The following is a 17,022-nucleotide window of genomic DNA, read 5'->3' on the forward strand; positions in this document are numbered from 1 at the left end:
TGATCAATAAAAGTAAGAACATTAGCTAGAAATTTGTCTTGCTTAGAATTTCATTCGCTAAATGAAAATAAATTTTTGCAGAAACACAAATAATTATAAAAAAAATCAGGAGGATATTATGTCTTCAATAGCATCAGTAAGAAGATTCGATCAGACTCCACAACAGCAACAATTTAATAATTTTTATAATTTAACAATTATCGGTAATGGGTACGGTAGTGGTACATCAACAACCAGTACAACGGCGACCTATGACAATAACATTGATGGATTATTATTTGGAACGGAATGGCTATCGGGTTCAATTAGTTTTAGTTTTACTGATAGTTTCAGTGATTATGAATTGGGTTATCCTGATTCATCAGTTCATAACAGTAGTTTTCAAACTCTTAACAACACACAAAGAGCAGTTGCTAGGGAATGGTTAACCAAAAATTACTATAATGTAGCATTTGTCAGTCCATACGAATTGACAGGAACGAGCGATCGCAATGCAACAATTCGCATCGCAATGTCAAATAGTCCAGATACCGCTTTTGCCTATTATCCTTGGAGTTCAGTAGAAGCAGGAGACATTTGGTTTAATCGAAATGATTATGGCGCGCCAAAGCTCGGAAACTATGCTTATCATACCTTTGGGCATGAAATTGGTCACGCATTGGGATTAAAACATGGTCATGAAACAGGAGGAATTCGTAACGTTAGTATGAATACCGATCAAGACTCAATGGAGTTTTCGATCATGACTTATCGTTCTTACATCGGACACGATTATACTGCCATACCCTATTACACCAATGAACCTTACGGTTATGCTCAATCATTAATGATGTATGACATCCGAGCGATTCAGCAAATGTATGGAGCTTGGTTTGGCTACAATTCTGGAAACACGACTTATACCTTTTCCACAGGTACAGGAGAAATGTTCGTTGATGGCATTGGGCAGGGTACGCCTGGAGCTAACCGAATTTTTCGGACGATTTGGGATGGTAATGGAATTGATACCTACGATTTTTCCAATTATATTACCAATCTCTCGGTGAATCTAACCCCTGGTGGCTGGTGCGATCTTGATGTAAATAGTTTTTTTCAGCGTGCCGTACTGAGTGATGGTTTTGGAGGGATATATCGATACGCCCGTGGTCATGTCTTTAATGCTTTGCAATACAATGGAGATGCTCGATCGTTAATTGAAAATGCTAAAGGCGGATCGGGAAATGATTTGATATTCGGTAATATTGCCAATAATAATCTATTGGGTAATAACGGTAATGATACAATTCATGGTGGTAGCGGGAACGACACAGTAGATGGAGGGAATGGCAACGATCTCATCTACCTCGGTGATGGCGATGATTACATTAATACACTGAGTTTGGGTAATGATTCTTTCGATGGAGGCGCAGGTAATGACTTCATTTTTGGCTTCTCAGGCAATGAATTTTTTTACGGGGACGTTGGCAATGATACCCTAAGAGGTTCTAGCGGTAATGACACAATTCATGGCGGTAGCGGCGATGATTCGATGGATGGTGGCTTAGGCATCGACTTAGTTGATTACTCTTACTGGAGTGGTGGCGGCACTTATAATCTAGCGACAGGTATCGCATCATTTCCTGGCTTCTACGATGAAGAGATCCAGAATTTTGAGAACATTTGGACAAGTGTAGGTAACGACTCGATCACTGGCAGTATAGCAGATAATGTGATTACGGCAGGTGGCGGAAACGACACAGTAGACGGAGGTGATGGCAATGACTTAATCTATCTCGGTGATGGCGATGATTACATTAATACACTGAGTTTGGGTAATGATACTCTTGATGGTGGCTTAGGTAATGATACTTATGTATTAAATAGTACGGGCGATACTGTAATTGAGGGAGTGAGTGCAGGTTTAGATATCGTTCGGTCTTCGGTTTCTTACACTTTAGGCAGTAATCTAGAAATTTTAGTTTTAACGGAGACTGGAGCAATAAACGGTACAGGTAACGCTCTTAATAACTCAATTACTGGTAATAATGCTAATAACATCCTTAATGGTGGCTTAGGTAATGATAATTTAGTTGGTGGACTGGGTAATGATACTTATGTATTAGATAGTACGGGTGATACTGTAACTGAGGGAGCGAGTGCAGGTTTAGATACGGTTCAGTCTTTGATTTCCTACACATTAGGTAGTAATGTCGAAAATCTTGTACTGGCAGGAACTGGAGCAACTAACGGAACAGGTAATACGCTTAATAATACAATCACTGGTAATGCCGCTAATAATATTCTGACTGGAGGCGCAGGGAATGATAAGTTAGTCGGTGGCGTTGGCAATGATACCTTAACAGGAGGTTTAGGGACTGATACCCTAACTGGTGGCGTTGGCGGAACGAATAGCGATCGCTTTGTCTTTGATACAGGAGCTTCTTTTAATGCTTATACAATTGGTATAGATATACTTACTGATTTTACGCCAGGAGTAGATAAAATCGTTCTGGATAAAACCACTTTCACCGCGCTGACAGGCAGTTTAACTTTTGCCATTGTTACGAGTCTGGATCAAGCTCAAACCAGTTCAGCGTTATTTACTTATATTCGTTCGGCAGGTAGTCTATTTTATAACCAAAATGGGACTGTCGCAGGATTAGGAACAGGGAGTCAATTTGTTGACTTAACGGATAATCTGCTTATTGGTAGTTCTGATTTTCTCGTTCAAGCTTAACTGTTCAAAAAACGATAATACTGCATAGTAATAAATTAAGCATTTAAAGTAGCATTTATAATGAGTTAAAGTTATTTTAATTCGGGATGAGGTTTAACAAAGCAAGATGCTTCACATTGATTAATTTGATTGATTAACTCATATAAACGCCCAAAATTACGCTGATTGAAATGAAAAACTAATCGCGGTAAATGAATTGTTGCGTCATTTGCTTCTTTGGGTAAAGCTTTTGATTTTTCAAATTTTCCACTCACTAAAATATCACTAAATTTATCGTTCAATAATTCGACTTGCTCATCGGTTAATTCTTGATTTAAGCGCATGACAAATAATTCACCAACATAACGACTTGAATGATAAATCTTGTAAAAATTTTGGATTATTTCACAAGCATTGTCTAAATTATTCGTAATCGTATAAAGTTGTGTATCTTCTGGACTAATCAAACCGCGTACTTGTAAATTATCGAGAATTTGCTGTTGCCAAGTTAGCAATAATCGCCCCCTGGTTCATCAATCAGCAATAATGGGGCTGGGCCATATTTTCCAGTTTGACACAACGTTAAAGTTTCAAACGCTTCATCTTGTGTCCCAAAACCACCTGGAAACAAAGCGACTACATCACTTTCCCTTAAGAAAAAAAGTTTTCTTGTGAAAAAATATTTAAAGTTAATTAATTTTGGATCACCAGAAATATAAGGATTTGCGTCTTGTTCAAAAGGTAAATCAATATTTAAACCAAAAGAGTGACTTCTACCTGCACCTTCATTTCCCGCTTGCATAATTCCGCCACCTGCACCTGTTAAAACCATAAAGCCTAATTGGGTAACACGACGTGCAAAATCTACCGCAAGTTGATATCCTGTACTACTTGGTAAAATTCGGGCTGAACCAAAAATAGTAACTTTTCGGGTATGACGGTAGGGGTAAAAAGTTTGAAAGCCTCGTTCTAGATCTTCAAGTGATGCGGTTAGAATCTTCCAATCTAATCGATCAATCTCCTCGTCTGACATTCTGACTAACACTTCTAAAGCTCTTTTAATCCATGGCCCATGTTTAAGTGTAGGTAAATGACGAACAAGATCAGCTAATTCTTCAGATAAATCGGGGTCAATGGGCTGCTGAGAATAGGATAAAGCCATAGTTTTCCAATCATTGACGGTACTCTAATTGTAGCCGATCGCGCACTTTTTCCAAAAAATTTAAGATTTTTTCAGATATTTTTCTGCTAGTTCATTGCAGCAGAGGTAAAAGTAAGGTGACAAAATAGTAAACTACGGGTGCTGTAAACACATAGCTATCGGTACGATCTAATATTCCACCATGACCAGGAATCAGTTGACCAGAATCTTTAACTCCCGCATCTCGTTTCATCATTGATTCGGTGAGATCTCCAAGTAAACTCACTACACCAATTAAAGCCCCAAGTAATGCGCCTGTAATCTCCCAATAGGGCCAATCTAAATACCAAGCCCCAATTTCAGCAACGATAATACTCCCCAAAATACCAAAGATTGCTCCTTCTACGGTTTTTTTCGGGCTAACGACAGAAAGGGCTGTTTTTCCTAACCATTTCCCCATAAAATAAGCCCCAATATCAGCCGCCCAAATACAACCAAAGGCAAGTAAGGTAATCGTTAGGGAGGGGGGTAGAAGTTTTGGCTGTATCCATGATTCTGGCCAATAACCCATTAATGGTAAATTACTACTGGCTAAAGTAATCGTAGAGGGTGGAGTAAAACCGACTCGTAATCTAACCCAGTAACTCGGTAAATAGCCACCGTAAAATAAACCCAAAATCGATGTAGAAATATCAGCAATTGTGGCTAATTTGGGTTGAAACAGCAAGTAAAAACAGATTAATGCTCCTGCTAAAGGAAAAACGGCATCGGTCAACTGAGGGGCAACGGTAGCGGTTAGAAGCAAGATTTGGGAGACAACTAGGGTCGTTTTCGCTGCGGGTGCAATTCCTTTAGCCCGAACTAAACGAAAGTATTCCAATTGTGCCAGGAAAATAAGTACACCCGTTCCAATGGTAAAGTACCATCCGCCGACGAAAATAATTCCTAAAGCAAAAGCGATCGCAACAATACCACTAGCAACACGTACCCAAAGCATAGTTATAGCCGAAGCAAATTATTATCATAAACCTATCTTAAGATTAAGAAAACCTTATGCAAAGTTCATTTTTACTCTATATTCCTATTTTAAGAAGAATAAAGCTGATCGGATCTTGTCTAAAACTTTTCACCACTGAGAATCAACATCGGATCTAATGCTGCGAAAACCTGTTGTATGCCTCTTGTTTCTAAACGATTAACGGCTGCTTGAACAATTTCAATATTACGAGCCTGTAGTGTAGAAAATCCTTCAGACAGCAAATAAAGACTCTCTAGACTGCTTGCGGTGGCGACTACTCGACCTTCTGGTTGTAGATAATTTCGCCAAACATCTTGTAAAATTTCCTTAAGCTGTCGTCCCCCTTCGATACAAACGCGATCAGGTAATGGTTTTAGTGTTTGAAGACAGTCGGGGGCATTTCCTTCAACGACTTCCACATTAGTAACACTAAAGCGATCGCAATTTCGTCGTATTAAGTTAGCAACTTCTTCATCTCGTTCAATGGCAATAATACGACTCTGGGGACACAACAGCCCTATTTCTATCGGAATTGTACCCGTTCCTGCTCCAATATCCCACACCACAGACTCAGGCAATAGCCGCAATGCAGAAATGATCAATAATCTCACCTCCCGTTGACTCATGGGAATGCCAGGTAAGCGTTCAAAAAGATGATCAGAAATGCCTGAAGTTTTATAAGGCCAAAGCATGAGACTGTGATGATAGTAATTAGTGCATTTATTCTACTTCATTTGAAAAACTGGTGAGACGCACAAAATTAAACGGCCCCGCAACTGAACCCCAAACCTGTTCATCGGTTTCTGGATCTAATCCTCGGTCTACACTAACTAAAGTTTGTTCGTCTATTTCAAAGCTATTATCTAGATAGGTTACTTTCTCATTACGGACAACAATACATTGTTTACCTGGTTTGACCTCTCCTTTAAAACTATGTCCCGTCCATTCTACGGTCATATCACAGCCTGACATTAATTCAAGATCTTCAAAAGTTAATGTTTTAAGTTTTTCTTTATCCCGTGATGCACCATAAAATTTAGCTTCCTCTTTGACTTTATAATTTTCTAATTCAATATGATCATCGACTAGGAAAAAACGCAATACTCGCAAACGATAAGGATTACTAATCATAAAATCATAAGCTTGTTCTAAAAATAAAGCTGTACTAGATAATATTTCATCTGGAAGGGGGCGCATACAGACACGAATATGTGCAAAAAACGGCGGATTTGCCCAAGCTTGTTCTTGATTACTAAAATCAGCAGCCATCCATTGAGCTAAGGTTTTAATATCTGTTGCATGAGTCATAGTTTTTGCTTAAATTCCTCTAATCCGAAATAACAAAAATTGTGTAATTTGGTCATCTCTAAAATTATCATCACTGACGACAAAAAGCGATAAGCTACCATCCTTTAAGCGAGGCCCGAACGTCATTCCTTCTAGATTATCTAACTCAATTCCTAATTCACTTAAATCTAATAGCAATTGTTTTCGCATTGGATGAATTTTTTCTATATTTCCCCGTAAGCTTTCTATTCTAGAGGTATCAGTTGCATCTGCGGTCACGACTTGAAAGATTTTAGCCTCAAATCCTGTTAATCCTAAAGTACGCTCTAAACTTAATAAATAACCTTCTTTTTCAAAAGCTAATAGTTCACATAATCCGTGATAACGAGCATTTTCGGGCAAAGGTTCTAATAAGTATAAATGTTCGGCGACTAAAACAGGTGAGCCAAAAGGATTAACCACATAATGTAGTAAACGGTTTTTAATTGCATCTTCGGGTGTTTCAGTTGAATTATCTTGGATTAAAGCATTTTCGGTTGCTGTAAATAAACGGAATGGATCATCTTTTAGAGTGCTACTAATCCCTAAAGTTAATGATTCAAATCCTAAACTATTTCTAATTCCTTGAGGGGGGGCATCTTGAGAAGGATTAGGTAAAAATCGTTTAGGAATCTGTAATAATTGTAAAAGCTTTCCAGTTTTTAAGTCATATTCCCCAATAGATGGCGCAATTCCTTGAGCAATATTTCCCTCACTTGAAATAAACACTGTGTTTCTGGGTGATAAACCAATTCCTTCAGGATCTATTGTACCTTTTGCATAGTTTTTAGCCTGTAAATCTTTAAGAAATGTAACTCCTTTTATGGTTACTTGATCGAGCTTAGTTTGTTCGGGATTCAAACTTAAATTGATTGTATAAAATCTAGCATCACTTTTTTCACTTCGATCATCAGATAGAACATAAAACTGTCCTGCATTGCGCTCATAAGTTATACCTGATAAACCCCCCACTACAGTATCTTGAAAATTCTGTTTAGGTAGTTGATATTCTCCTAAAAAATCGATAGATAGTTTTAAAAACATTCTATCTTCGGCTTTCACAGGGCGCGGTAGATTACAAGCAGTTAAATTGAAGATAACTAGAATAGTAAGCAAAAATTTAACTAAGTTTTTAATAATTTTAGCTTGATGGCGATCGCTCATTTGTCTCCTTAATCTTTTCGTTCACTCAAGATGACTTTTAAACCATCTTTAGGTTTTGGAGTTGGAATCATATTTAGTGATAAATCTTGATTTGGTAAAAGTTGCCAAGTACAATTTTGAGTTAGTAAGCTGGCAAAAATTTTCATTTCTAAACGCGCAAATTCCTTACCTAAACACTCTCTAATTCCACCTCCAAACGGAATATAACCAAAGGGTTGTTGTTTATCTTCAGCACGTTTGATCGAAAAACGGTCTGGATCGAATTGAGCGGGATTTGGATAAATAGTAGTATCTTGATGTGTTCGACTAATTTGATATTGTACTATCCAACCTTTAGGAATTGTATAACCTTGAAATTCACAATTCTGAATCACTTCTCTAAAACCACCACCTACTGGAGGAATTAACCGTAATACTTCTTTTAAAACTTTTTCTAAATAAACCATTTGTTTTAATTGATCAAGATTAAGTGAAGATGTTAAATTAAGTGTGTCTTGTTCTTGCTGAATTTTTTCTAAAATGTTGAGATGTTGACACATGAGCAAACAAAAAGAACTTAAAGCTGAAGTTAATGTTTCATGTCCAGCAAAAAGTAATAATAAAATCTGATCTTTTAATTCTTCTAAAGTTAATTGATTGCCCTCTTCATCTTTAGCCTTCAGCAATATTCCTAGCGAATCTTTTATCTCTTGATCACTTTTCTGACGCTGTAAAATAATCAATTCTATTTCTTTAAGTAATTCCTCTCTGGCTTTTAATGCTCTTCCAAATTTAGTCCAAGGCAAGGTGATTGGAATACTAAATAAACCTTCATCCCATATTTTAAATAATTTACCAATTTTGGTTTGACTCCCTTGCTCAAGATTAATTAATAATTTACAGGCAATATCAAGTGTATAGTTTCTTAATTCTGGATACCAAACGAATGATTTAAGTTGTTTCCATCGTTCTAAATATTGAGCAGTAATTTTTTCCATTTCTGGAAGATAACTAGCTAAAGCTCTCGGTTGAAAAGCTTGATATAATAATTTTCGTCTTGCTGTATGAAAAGAGCCATTTTGAACGGCTAATGATGTTTCGCCTAATAACGTTTTTGTACTTGACGGCCAAGTTGAAATAAAAGATTTATTTTCGTTAGTTAGTAAAAAATAATTGCCTTCTGCACCTGTAATAACTATTGTGGGACGACCAAAAATTTGAGTTTTAAAAATAGAACCATATTTTTCTTGACGTTTTTTTAAAAAATTGCGATCGCTAAAAAAAGCAATTGTTTCTCCAATGATTGGTAAACCTGTTTGTCCTGGAGGTAAAGGAAAATTAGAAACTTTTTCCATACAGTTTATTATTGCTCCATCTCGCTAATATAATTTTAAAATATTCTTGAATGTATTTTTATGAAAACAGTTGGCGAAATTGGCGAAAACTTAGTACAACAATGGTTAGTTTCAAAAAACTGGAAAATTCTTAAACATCGTTGGCGATCCCGTTTCGGAGAAATTGACTTAATTGCCTTACCCGAATCTTCTCATAGTTTAGCATTTATTGAAGTTAAAACCCGTAGCTCAAATAATTGGGATGCAGATGGACTTCTAGCTATCAATCATCAAAAACAATTAAAATTAACACAAACGGCGAATTATTTTATAGCAAAACATCCTAAATATTCAGATTTTAATTGTCGCTTTGATGTAGCTTTAGTGCATTATAAAAGCAAGAAAGACCAATTCACTGACTTAAAAAAATTTAGTTTAATTTGGCAAAACTATCATTTTCAAATTCAGGATTATTTAGAAAATGCCTTCGAGGCAGAATTTTAAAGATAAAAAAACCTCCTCAAATGAGAAGAGGTTTAAAATTTGCCATAAAAATTAATGTTTCTTTACCTTACCAGAGTCCCCGAATCGGAGCTTCTTCTACTTCTGGTGCTGGGATCGGTTCTGGTTCAGCGACAAAAGTTCTTGTTTCAGGAGCAAGAGGGGGTAAACCAACTTCTCTGGAGGATTCTAATTCCCTCAAAAGTTGAGCGCGGTTGCTGCTGCTAACAGCACCCTCATCTTTAATATTTAAACGGCTAATCCAAGTCGGTTTAGCTGCACTAACAAAAACGAGTTTATCGTCTTCAACCTTAAAAATCACATCATCACCAGGTAATGCTGCACCCACAACTTGAGTCCGACGAATCGTTCTGTCACCCACAGTAACGGGTTCAAAGAATTCTACAGATAAAATTCCACCAGATGCTCCTCTGACTCGGCCAAGTTCATAATCAGAAAGTACAAGTTGTTCTTCTTTTAGATAAGTATTATGACCCCGTAATTGACTAATAAGTGTAGAATTTGGATCAGTTTCAGCTTTTGCAGGATTAGAAATAACGGCACTCAAAGCGACAAATAAAGCTGCGCCTGTTAATTTATGAAACGTTTGGTTTATCACAACAACCTCACTCAAGTGAACAAAAAATTATTATCTGACGCATAGAATTATAAGCTAGTTCCTCAAAATAGTGGTTATATCTCTAGATCAATTTTGGAATTGCGGCTTTTCTTGGCTCATTGTCAAATTTAGGAACATTTGGTGCAACTAGGTTAGCATCAGGTAGTTGAATTTGAGGATTGACAGGTTCAGTAGCTTTAAATGGTTCTGGATTTGGTGATAAGGATTGGGGTTGACTTTCTGGACTCGAAATGCTCGGTTCTTCTACTGTTTTAGGAATAGCAACAGGTGGTCTTGCTCCTTTTTGAAAGGGAAAGGGTTTAAGGAGTCTGTCAATCCATTTAGACGGTTTTGTATCAGAAGAATCTTTTTCGAGCGGTGTTTCTGGTAAAGGCACGACAGGTTTAGGAATAACAGGCTCGGTTGTTTTTGATTCGTCTAAGATAATTTGGGGTATTGGTTTTTCTTCTTGAACGGACGGTTGTTCAATTAGTTCTGGAAGTGTATCTTCCCATTTAGACGGTTTTGTATCAGAAGAATCTTTTTCGAGCGGTGTTTCTGGTAAAGGCACGACAGGTTTAGGAATAACAGGCTCGGTCGTTTTTGATTCGTCTAAGATAATTTGGGGTATTGGTTTTTCTTCTTGAACGGACGGTTGTTCAATTAGTTCTGGAAGTGTATCTTCTGGTTTAAGTGTTTCTGGGGGTAGTTCGATTTCTGGTGGTATTTCGATTGTGACTTGAGGTTCTTCGGGTTCTGGTTGAGGAATTTCTTCTTCTGCGACGGGTTCAGGTTCCACAACAGGGGGTTTTTGAGGAATGATGTAATTTTGGTCAACAATAGCCATCGCTACTTCTTGAGAAATTTCACCTTTGACTAATTGAGTTAAGCTGTCACGAAGGGCTGGATCATAGGTAATAATGCGAACGGTGTTGTTATAGGTGTTTTCAACTTTGTTACCTTTGTCATCAATAAATTCTAGTTGTACCCAGTTTTCCCCTTTTTGAAAGCCTGTTAGATAAATTGATTGCCAATCATCGAGTAAAAAGCTTTCACCGTTAATGGTGGCTTTAATTCGCCAGTCGGCTAGATCGGGGTTTTCTTGCGCGACAACATGAAGAGGCGCATTTGTTAGATAAAAATCTAGCAGAATGGGTTCGGCTCCATAGGTTCCTCTGGGTCGATTATAGGTCAGAAGAGGTAGGGTAGGATCGAGCGTATTGTTGCCGTTTTTTGTATAAACATGAAACGTGGTTTGAGCATAGGCCCCGTCGTTTTTAAAGCTTTCATACCAAGGTTTTGAAGCAAAAACGCGCAGAGTGTGAGTTCCTGGGGTAAGTTCTTCAAGAACAACTGGCTCGCTGAGATCATAAATTGCTTGGGACGGTTGATTATCGAGAATTAGTGTTAAGTGTGGCCCGAGTTCGAGGTTAGATGCTTGAAAAATCGGTAAATCTTGGACTTTGATTTGAACTTTGATAGTGTTTTCTTGAAGAATTTCATCTTTTTGAGGACTCAGAATGGTGACTTGAGGTTCGTACTGCTCCATTAGACGCTGGAGTTTAGCGATCGCTGGTGGGGTCGACACCTCTGCTAACTGACGTGTCGATATTGGGGAGGATATGGGTTGACTACGGGATAAAGGCGAGGTTTCGATGCGATCGCCACAACCCCCCATCATTCCACTTAAGAGAAAAATTAATGAAAATAGGCAGATTGTTTTCATTGACAAAAATCGATAGATAAAAGCCAACACTCTAACTCCTCCTGAAAAAGCCAAAAGGCAAATGTAAAAAATGAACCAAACAAATTGTATCTCTAAGAAAAATTTTACTGAATTGTCTGATAATTTTTCTCAAGCTTATCTATAGAGGATTTTAGATGACCAGAACTTTGAAAAAAAAAGCCAAAAATCTTACGGTATATTGCTTATCGTCGTTTGTTTCTTTTTGTTACAAAGCTGGTATTTTTTCTTGACTTTTGCAACATGAAGGGTTGAATCAAAGCTAGAAACGACAAAAGATTAAGTGAATTTAAAATATTGTTAAGCAGTCCTAACATAAAAGTAAATGAAGTTCTATCATCAACTATTGATGCTTTCGCCTGAAATATAACAAAAACAGGTAGCTCAAGCTAAATTAAAAAAAGCGGCACTCTCAATGCTTGCTTTTTATAGATTAAAAAATCTATCCTCAATAGGAAAACCATTAAGTTCATTGTCGAGAGAGGAGAACCCTCATGGCAATTAGTCCTCCCAAGGGAGAGGCAAAAGTCAAGGTCGTTGTAGATAAAGATCCGGTAGCAACTTCATTTGAGAAGTGGGGTCAGCCCGGACATTTTGACCGCACCTTGGCCAGAGGCCCAAAAACCACCACCTGGATTTGGAACCTCCACGCCAATGCCCATGATTTTGATAGTCAGACGAGTGATCTTGAAGATATATCTCGTAAGATCTTCAGCGCGCACTTCGGTCACTTAGCCGTTATCTTTGTTTGGCTCAGTGGAATGTATTTCCACGGCGCTCGTTTTTCAAATTATGAAGCTTGGTTAACCGACCCAACCAACATTAAGCCCAGCGCACAAGTTGTTTGGCCCATCGTCGGTCAAGGAATCTTAAATGGAGATGTCGGCGGCGGTTTCCATGGAATTCAGATTACATCTGGATTCTTCTACCTCTGGCGTGCATCTGGATTCACCAATACCTATCAACTTTACTGCACAGCAATCGGCGGTTTAGTGATGGCGGCTTTGATGCTGTTTGCTGGTTGGTTCCACTATCACAAACGCGCTCCAAAACTGGAATGGTTCCAGAATGCAGAGTCGATGTTGAACCATCATTTGGCAGTCCTTCTCGGTTGTGGCTCTTTAGGTTGGGCAGGTCATCAAATTCACGTTTCTCTACCCGTGAATAAACTGCTCGATGCTGGAGTAGCTCCTGCCGATATCCCCTTGCCTCATGAGTTCATCTTAGACCCGAGCAAAATGGTGGATTTATATCCCAGTTTTGCCCAAGGACTTTTACCGTTCTTTACTCTCAATTGGGGAGTTTATTCAGACTTCCTAACCTTTAAAGGCGGTTTAAATCCAGTAACGGGTGGCTTGTGGTTAAGTGATTCAGCCCACCATCACCTAGCGATCGCTGTTCTCTTTATTATTGCTGGTCATATGTACCGCACTAACTGGGGAATCGGTCACAGTATCAAAGAAATCCTTGAAAATCACAAGGGGCCTTTTACAGGTGAAGGTCACAAGGGTCTGTATGAGATTCTAACCACCTCATGGCACGCACAATTGGCAGTTAACCTAGCATTATTAGGCTCTTTGTCAATCATCGTCGCTCATCATATGTATGCCATGCCGCCTTATCCTTACTTGGCTGTAGATTACGCTACATCGTTAGCAATTTTTACACACCACGTATGGATTGGAGGATTTCTAATCGTCGGTGCTGGAGCTCACGGAGCGATCTTCATGGTTCGGGATTACGATCCTGCCAAAAATGTTGATAATCTCCTAGATCGAGTCATCCGTCATCGTGATGCCATCATCTCCCACTTAAACTGGGTTTGTATCTTCCTTGGCTTCCATAGCTTCGGTTTATACGTCCACAACGACACGATGCGTGCTTTCGGTCGTCCTCAAGATATGTTCTCGGATACGGGAATTCAGTTACAACCGATCTTTGCTCAGTGGGTACAAAATATCCACACATTAGCACCTGGTGGAACTGCTCCAACTGCTCTAGCTCCTGCGAGTTATGCTTTTGGTGGTGGTGCGGTAGCAGTGGGCGGTAAAATAGCGATGATGCCGATCGCACTAGGAACAGCAGATTTTCTAGTCCATCATATTCACGCCTTTACCATTCACGTCACCGTGTTAATTCTGCTCAAAGGTGTGTTGTTTGCTCGTAATTCTCGTCTCATTCCCGATAAAGCTAACTTAGGCTTCCGTTTCCCCTGCGATGGGCCTGGACGCGGTGGCACCTGCCAAGTATCAGGATGGGATCATGTTTTCCTCGGTCTATTCTGGATGTACAACTCCATTTCGATCGTAATCTTCCACTTTAGTTGGAAAATGCAATCTGATGTATGGGGAACTGTCGCACCCGATGGTACCGTAACTCATGTCACGGCTGGAAACTTTGCTCAAAGTGCAATCACGATTAACGGATGGTTAAGAGACTTCCTCTGGGCGCAAGCTTCTCAAGTCATTAACTCCTACGGTTCCGCTTTGTCAGCTTATGGCATTATGTTCTTAGCGGGTCACTTCGTCTTCGCTTTTAGCTTAATGTTCCTCTTCAGTGGTCGTGGCTACTGGCAAGAACTGATTGAGTCGATTGTTTGGGCGCATAACAAACTTAATGTTGCTCCCAGTATTCAGCCTCGCGCTTTGAGTATTATTCAAGGTCGTGCAGTTGGCGTCACTCACTATTTGTTAGGTGGAATTGTCACAACTTGGGCATTCTTCCACGCAAGGACTCTATCCTTCTAGTGAAATGTAAATGGAATCATTTGGCCAATCCTGATGGGGAAAAGCCTTAAAACTTTCCCCAAGGATTGCTCCAAACTTCTAAAGACAAACATCGCTAGAAGTTAGTAAAATGAGTCCAACACCCTCTAAACTTGGGTTAATGTACCCACCTTTGAAACCGTTTTAAATGTCTACTTCTGTTATCTTTTGGTACAGTAGAGACAATAAAAGAAAAAGAGCAGCACTTAAAGCAATTGCCTCATTCTTTAGAGAGGAGACCTCCTAAATCGCTATGGCAACTAAATTTCCTAAATTTAGCCAGGATCTTGCCCAAGACCCGACAACACGTCGCCTTTGGTACGGGATCGCCACAGCCCACGATTTTGAATCTCACGATGGAATGACTGAAGAAAATCTATACCATAAGATTTTCGCTTCCCATTTTGGTCACATCGCTATCATCTTCCTGTGGACTTCTGGCACCGTATTTCACGTCGCTTGGCAAGGTAACTTTGAGCAATGGATCAAAGATCCCCTAAACATCCGTCCCATTGCTCACGCAATCTGGGATCCTCAATTTGGTAAGCCCGCCGTTGAAGCTTTTACTCAAGGTGGTGCTTCTTATCCAGTTGATATTTCTTACTCTGGGGTTTACCACTGGTTTTACACCATTGGGATGACCACCAACCAAGACCTCTATCAAGGGGCTGTGTTCTTACTGATTTTAGCTTCTGTGTTCCTTTTTGCAGGCTGGTTACACTTACAACCTAAGTTCCGTCCTAGCCTCGCTTGGTTCAAGAATGCTGAATCTCGCATGAACCACCACTTAGCAGGACTCTTCGGCGTAAGCTCTTTAGCTTGGGCAGGCCACTTAATTCACGTTGCAATCCCCGAATCTCGCGGTCAGCACGTGGGTTGGGATAACTTCCTGTCTACGCCTCCTCATCCAGCAGGTTTATTACCCTTCTTCACTGGAAACTGGGGAGTTTATGCACAAGATCCCGATACCGCAGGTCATGTGTTTGGTACTGCTCAAGGGTCTGGAACAGCAATTCTGACCTTCTTAGGTGGTTTCCATCCCCAAACGGAATCTTTGTGGCTAACGGATATGGCCCATCACCATCTGGCGATCGCTGTACTCTTTATTGTTGCAGGTCATATGTACCGCACCAACTGGGGTATCGGTCACAGTATGAAGGAAATTCTAGAGGCTCATAATCCTCCACAAGGTACTCCTTTTGGTGGCGCATTAGGTGCTGGACACAAGGGAATTTATGACACCTACAATAATTCTCTTCACTTCCAATTAGGATGGCACTTAGCTGCTTTAGGTGTAATTACCTCCTTAGTCGCTCAACATATGTACGCTCTACCGCCATATGCTTTTATGGCTAAGGATTATACAACCCAAGCGGCTCTCTACAGCCATCACCAGTACATTGCTGGTTTCTTAATGGTTGGTGCTTTTGCTCATGGCGCGATCTTCTGGGTACGGGATTACGATCCCGAAGCCAACAAGAACAACGTTTTGGCGCGGATGCTCGAACACAAAGAAGCGATTATCTCTCACCTAAGCTGGGTATCTCTATTCCTTGGTTTCCATACATTAGGACTCTATGTTCATAATGATGTTGTGGTTGCTTTTGGAACACCCGAAAAACAAATTTTAATTGAACCCGTTTTCGCTCAATGGATTCAAGCAGCACACGGAAAAGCTTTATACGGCTTTGATGTACTGTTGTCTAATTCTGATAGCGTTGCTTATACTGCTTACCCTAATTACGGTGATGTTTGGTTACCTGGTTGGTTAAGTGCAATCAATAGCGGTACTAACTCTCTGTTCTTAACAATCGGCCCTGGCGACTTTTTAGTTCACCATGCGTTCGCTCTAGGTCTTCACACCACCACCCTGATTCTAGTCAAAGGTGCTTTGGATGCTCGTGGATCTAAGTTAATGCCCGATAAAAAAGACTTTGGTTATGCCTTCCCTTGTGATGGCCCTGGTCGTGGCGGTACTTGTGATATCTCTGGTTGGGATTCCTTCTACCTCGCGATGTTCTGGATGCTTAATACTTTAGGTTGGGTTACCTTCTATTGGCACTGGAAACACCTCTGTGTTTGGCAAGGCAACGTTGCACAGTTCAACGAAAGCTCGACATACTTGATGGGTTGGTTCCGCGATTATCTTTGGGCAAACTCTGCACAGCTAATCAACGGTTATAACCCCTACGGTGTGAACAACCTATCCGTCTGGGCTTGGATGTTCCTCTTCGGACACCTTGTTTGGGCAACTGGTTTTATGTTCCTCATCTCTTGGCGTGGTTACTGGCAAGAGTTGATCGAAACTCTCGTTTGGGCGCATGAACGTACTCCTCTAGCGAACCTCGTTCGTTGGAAAGATAAGCCCGTTGCAATGTCGATCGTTCAAGGTCGTTTGGTTGGTCTAGCACACTTCACGGTTGGCTACATCTTCACCTACGCAGCCTTCGTTATTGCTTCTACTGCTGGTAAGTTCGGTTAATTCTGATCTAACAGCTAAGAATAGCTAAATAATTAATCCCCTGCCTCACGGTGGGGGATTTTTTAATGGTTAATTTTATACTATTCACTATCGCCCAGTAATTTATTTGACAAATCTTGCTCAATTGACATTATTTTTGACTTGTGATCGAAATCACATACAAAAAATAGAAAGTTTTGCTAGATCAATGGGAATACTGAGCTATACGTCCGCACAGTCCATAATCATAGCATACTTTTTTAAATAAATACAAG

11 protein-coding genes and 1 pseudogene are annotated in these 17,022 nt (G+C 39.7%); 4 read left to right on the forward strand and 8 right to left on the reverse strand.

Features of this window, described 5'->3' with window-relative positions:
* The first annotated feature begins 118 nt into the window (after positions 1–118).
* Positions 119–2,716, forward strand: a complete 2,598-nt coding sequence (locus tag CFPU101_RS16530) for a M10 family metallopeptidase (RefSeq protein ID WP_206816440.1) — start codon at positions 119–121, stop codon at positions 2,714–2,716.
* Between the two features lie 71 nt (positions 2,717–2,787).
* Here the strand turns inward: CFPU101_RS16530 and CFPU101_RS16535 are convergent.
* From CFPU101_RS16535 to CFPU101_RS16560, 6 genes and pseudogenes are all read right to left on the reverse strand, one after another.
* A pseudogene (locus CFPU101_RS16535) lies at positions 2,788–3,857 on the reverse strand (LOG family protein).
* Between the two features lie 91 nt (positions 3,858–3,948).
* Positions 3,949–4,833, reverse strand: coding sequence for a phosphatidate cytidylyltransferase (locus CFPU101_RS16540; protein ID WP_206816441.1), 885 nt, complete (start codon positions 4,831–4,833; stop codon positions 3,949–3,951).
* Between the two features lie 119 nt (positions 4,834–4,952).
* Positions 4,953–5,546, reverse strand: coding sequence for a precorrin-6Y C5,15-methyltransferase subunit CbiT (gene cbiT / locus CFPU101_RS16545; protein WP_206816442.1), 594 nt, complete (start codon positions 5,544–5,546; stop codon positions 4,953–4,955).
* A 28-nt stretch (positions 5,547–5,574) separates the two neighbouring features.
* Positions 5,575–6,162, reverse strand: coding sequence for a chromophore lyase CpcT/CpeT (locus CFPU101_RS16550; protein WP_206816443.1), 588 nt, complete (start codon positions 6,160–6,162; stop codon positions 5,575–5,577).
* Positions 6,163–6,171: 9 nt separating this feature from the next.
* Positions 6,172–7,344 (reverse strand): esterase-like activity of phytase family protein, encoded by a 1,173-nt coding sequence (locus CFPU101_RS16555; protein WP_206816444.1) that lies wholly within the window; start codon positions 7,342–7,344, stop codon positions 6,172–6,174.
* Positions 7,345–7,352: 8 nt separating this feature from the next.
* On the reverse strand, positions 7,353–8,678 hold the full coding sequence (locus CFPU101_RS16560) for a cytochrome P450 (RefSeq protein ID WP_206816445.1): 1,326 nt from the start codon (positions 8,676–8,678) through the stop codon (positions 7,353–7,355).
* Positions 8,679–8,738: 60 nt separating this feature from the next.
* On the opposite strand from CFPU101_RS16560, the gene CFPU101_RS16565 reads away from it, so the two are divergent.
* On the forward strand, positions 8,739–9,161 hold the full coding sequence (locus tag CFPU101_RS16565; RefSeq protein ID WP_206816446.1) for a YraN family protein: 423 nt from the start codon (positions 8,739–8,741) through the stop codon (positions 9,159–9,161).
* Positions 9,162–9,228: 67 nt separating this feature from the next.
* Here the strand turns inward: CFPU101_RS16565 and CFPU101_RS16570 are convergent, their stop codons facing one another.
* On the reverse strand, positions 9,229–9,777 hold the full coding sequence (locus CFPU101_RS16570) for a hypothetical protein (RefSeq protein ID WP_242578041.1): 549 nt from the start codon (positions 9,775–9,777) through the stop codon (positions 9,229–9,231).
* An 82-nt stretch (positions 9,778–9,859) separates the two neighbouring features.
* Positions 9,860–11,503, reverse strand: a complete 1,644-nt coding sequence (locus CFPU101_RS16575; RefSeq protein ID WP_206816447.1) for a hypothetical protein — start codon at positions 11,501–11,503, stop codon at positions 9,860–9,862.
* 512 nt (positions 11,504–12,015) lie between these two features.
* Between CFPU101_RS16575 and psaA the strand changes: the two genes are divergently transcribed.
* A complete protein-coding gene (gene psaA / locus CFPU101_RS16580) occupies positions 12,016–14,268 on the forward strand; it encodes a photosystem I core protein PsaA (RefSeq protein WP_206816448.1) in 2,253 nt (750 codons plus the stop codon).
* A 271-nt stretch (positions 14,269–14,539) separates the two neighbouring features.
* Positions 14,540–16,768, forward strand: coding sequence for a photosystem I core protein PsaB (gene psaB / locus CFPU101_RS16585; RefSeq protein WP_206816449.1), 2,229 nt, complete (start codon positions 14,540–14,542; stop codon positions 16,766–16,768).
* Positions 16,769–17,022 lie beyond the last annotated feature (254 nt).

Source organism: Chroococcus sp. FPU101 (assembly GCF_017312365.1).
In the GTDB taxonomy this organism is placed as follows: domain Bacteria; phylum Cyanobacteriota; class Cyanobacteriia; order Cyanobacteriales; family Microcystaceae; genus Chroococcus.

Excerpts from the sequence above, each read along its gene's own strand:
- CFPU101_RS16530 (WP_206816440.1), top strand. The coding sequence starts at position 119 with ATGTCTTCAATAGCATCAGTAAGAAGATTCGATCAGACTCCACAACAG.
- CFPU101_RS16540 (WP_206816441.1), bottom strand. The coding sequence starts at position 4,833 with ATGCTTTGGGTACGTGTTGCTAGTGGTATTGTTGCGATCGCTTTTGCT.
- cbiT (WP_206816442.1), bottom strand. The coding sequence starts at position 5,546 with ATGCTTTGGCCTTATAAAACTTCAGGCATTTCTGATCATCTTTTTGAA.
- CFPU101_RS16550 (WP_206816443.1), bottom strand. The coding sequence starts at position 6,162 with ATGACTCATGCAACAGATATTAAAACCTTAGCTCAATGGATGGCTGCT.
- CFPU101_RS16555 (WP_206816444.1), bottom strand. The coding sequence starts at position 7,344 with ATGAGCGATCGCCATCAAGCTAAAATTATTAAAAACTTAGTTAAATTT.
- CFPU101_RS16560 (WP_206816445.1), bottom strand. The coding sequence starts at position 8,678 with ATGGAAAAAGTTTCTAATTTTCCTTTACCTCCAGGACAAACAGGTTTA.
- CFPU101_RS16565 (WP_206816446.1), top strand. The coding sequence starts at position 8,739 with ATGAAAACAGTTGGCGAAATTGGCGAAAACTTAGTACAACAATGGTTA.
- CFPU101_RS16575 (WP_206816447.1), bottom strand. The coding sequence starts at position 11,503 with ATGAAAACAATCTGCCTATTTTCATTAATTTTTCTCTTAAGTGGAATG.
- psaA (WP_206816448.1), top strand. The coding sequence starts at position 12,016 with ATGGCAATTAGTCCTCCCAAGGGAGAGGCAAAAGTCAAGGTCGTTGTA.
- psaB (WP_206816449.1), top strand. The coding sequence starts at position 14,540 with ATGGCAACTAAATTTCCTAAATTTAGCCAGGATCTTGCCCAAGACCCG.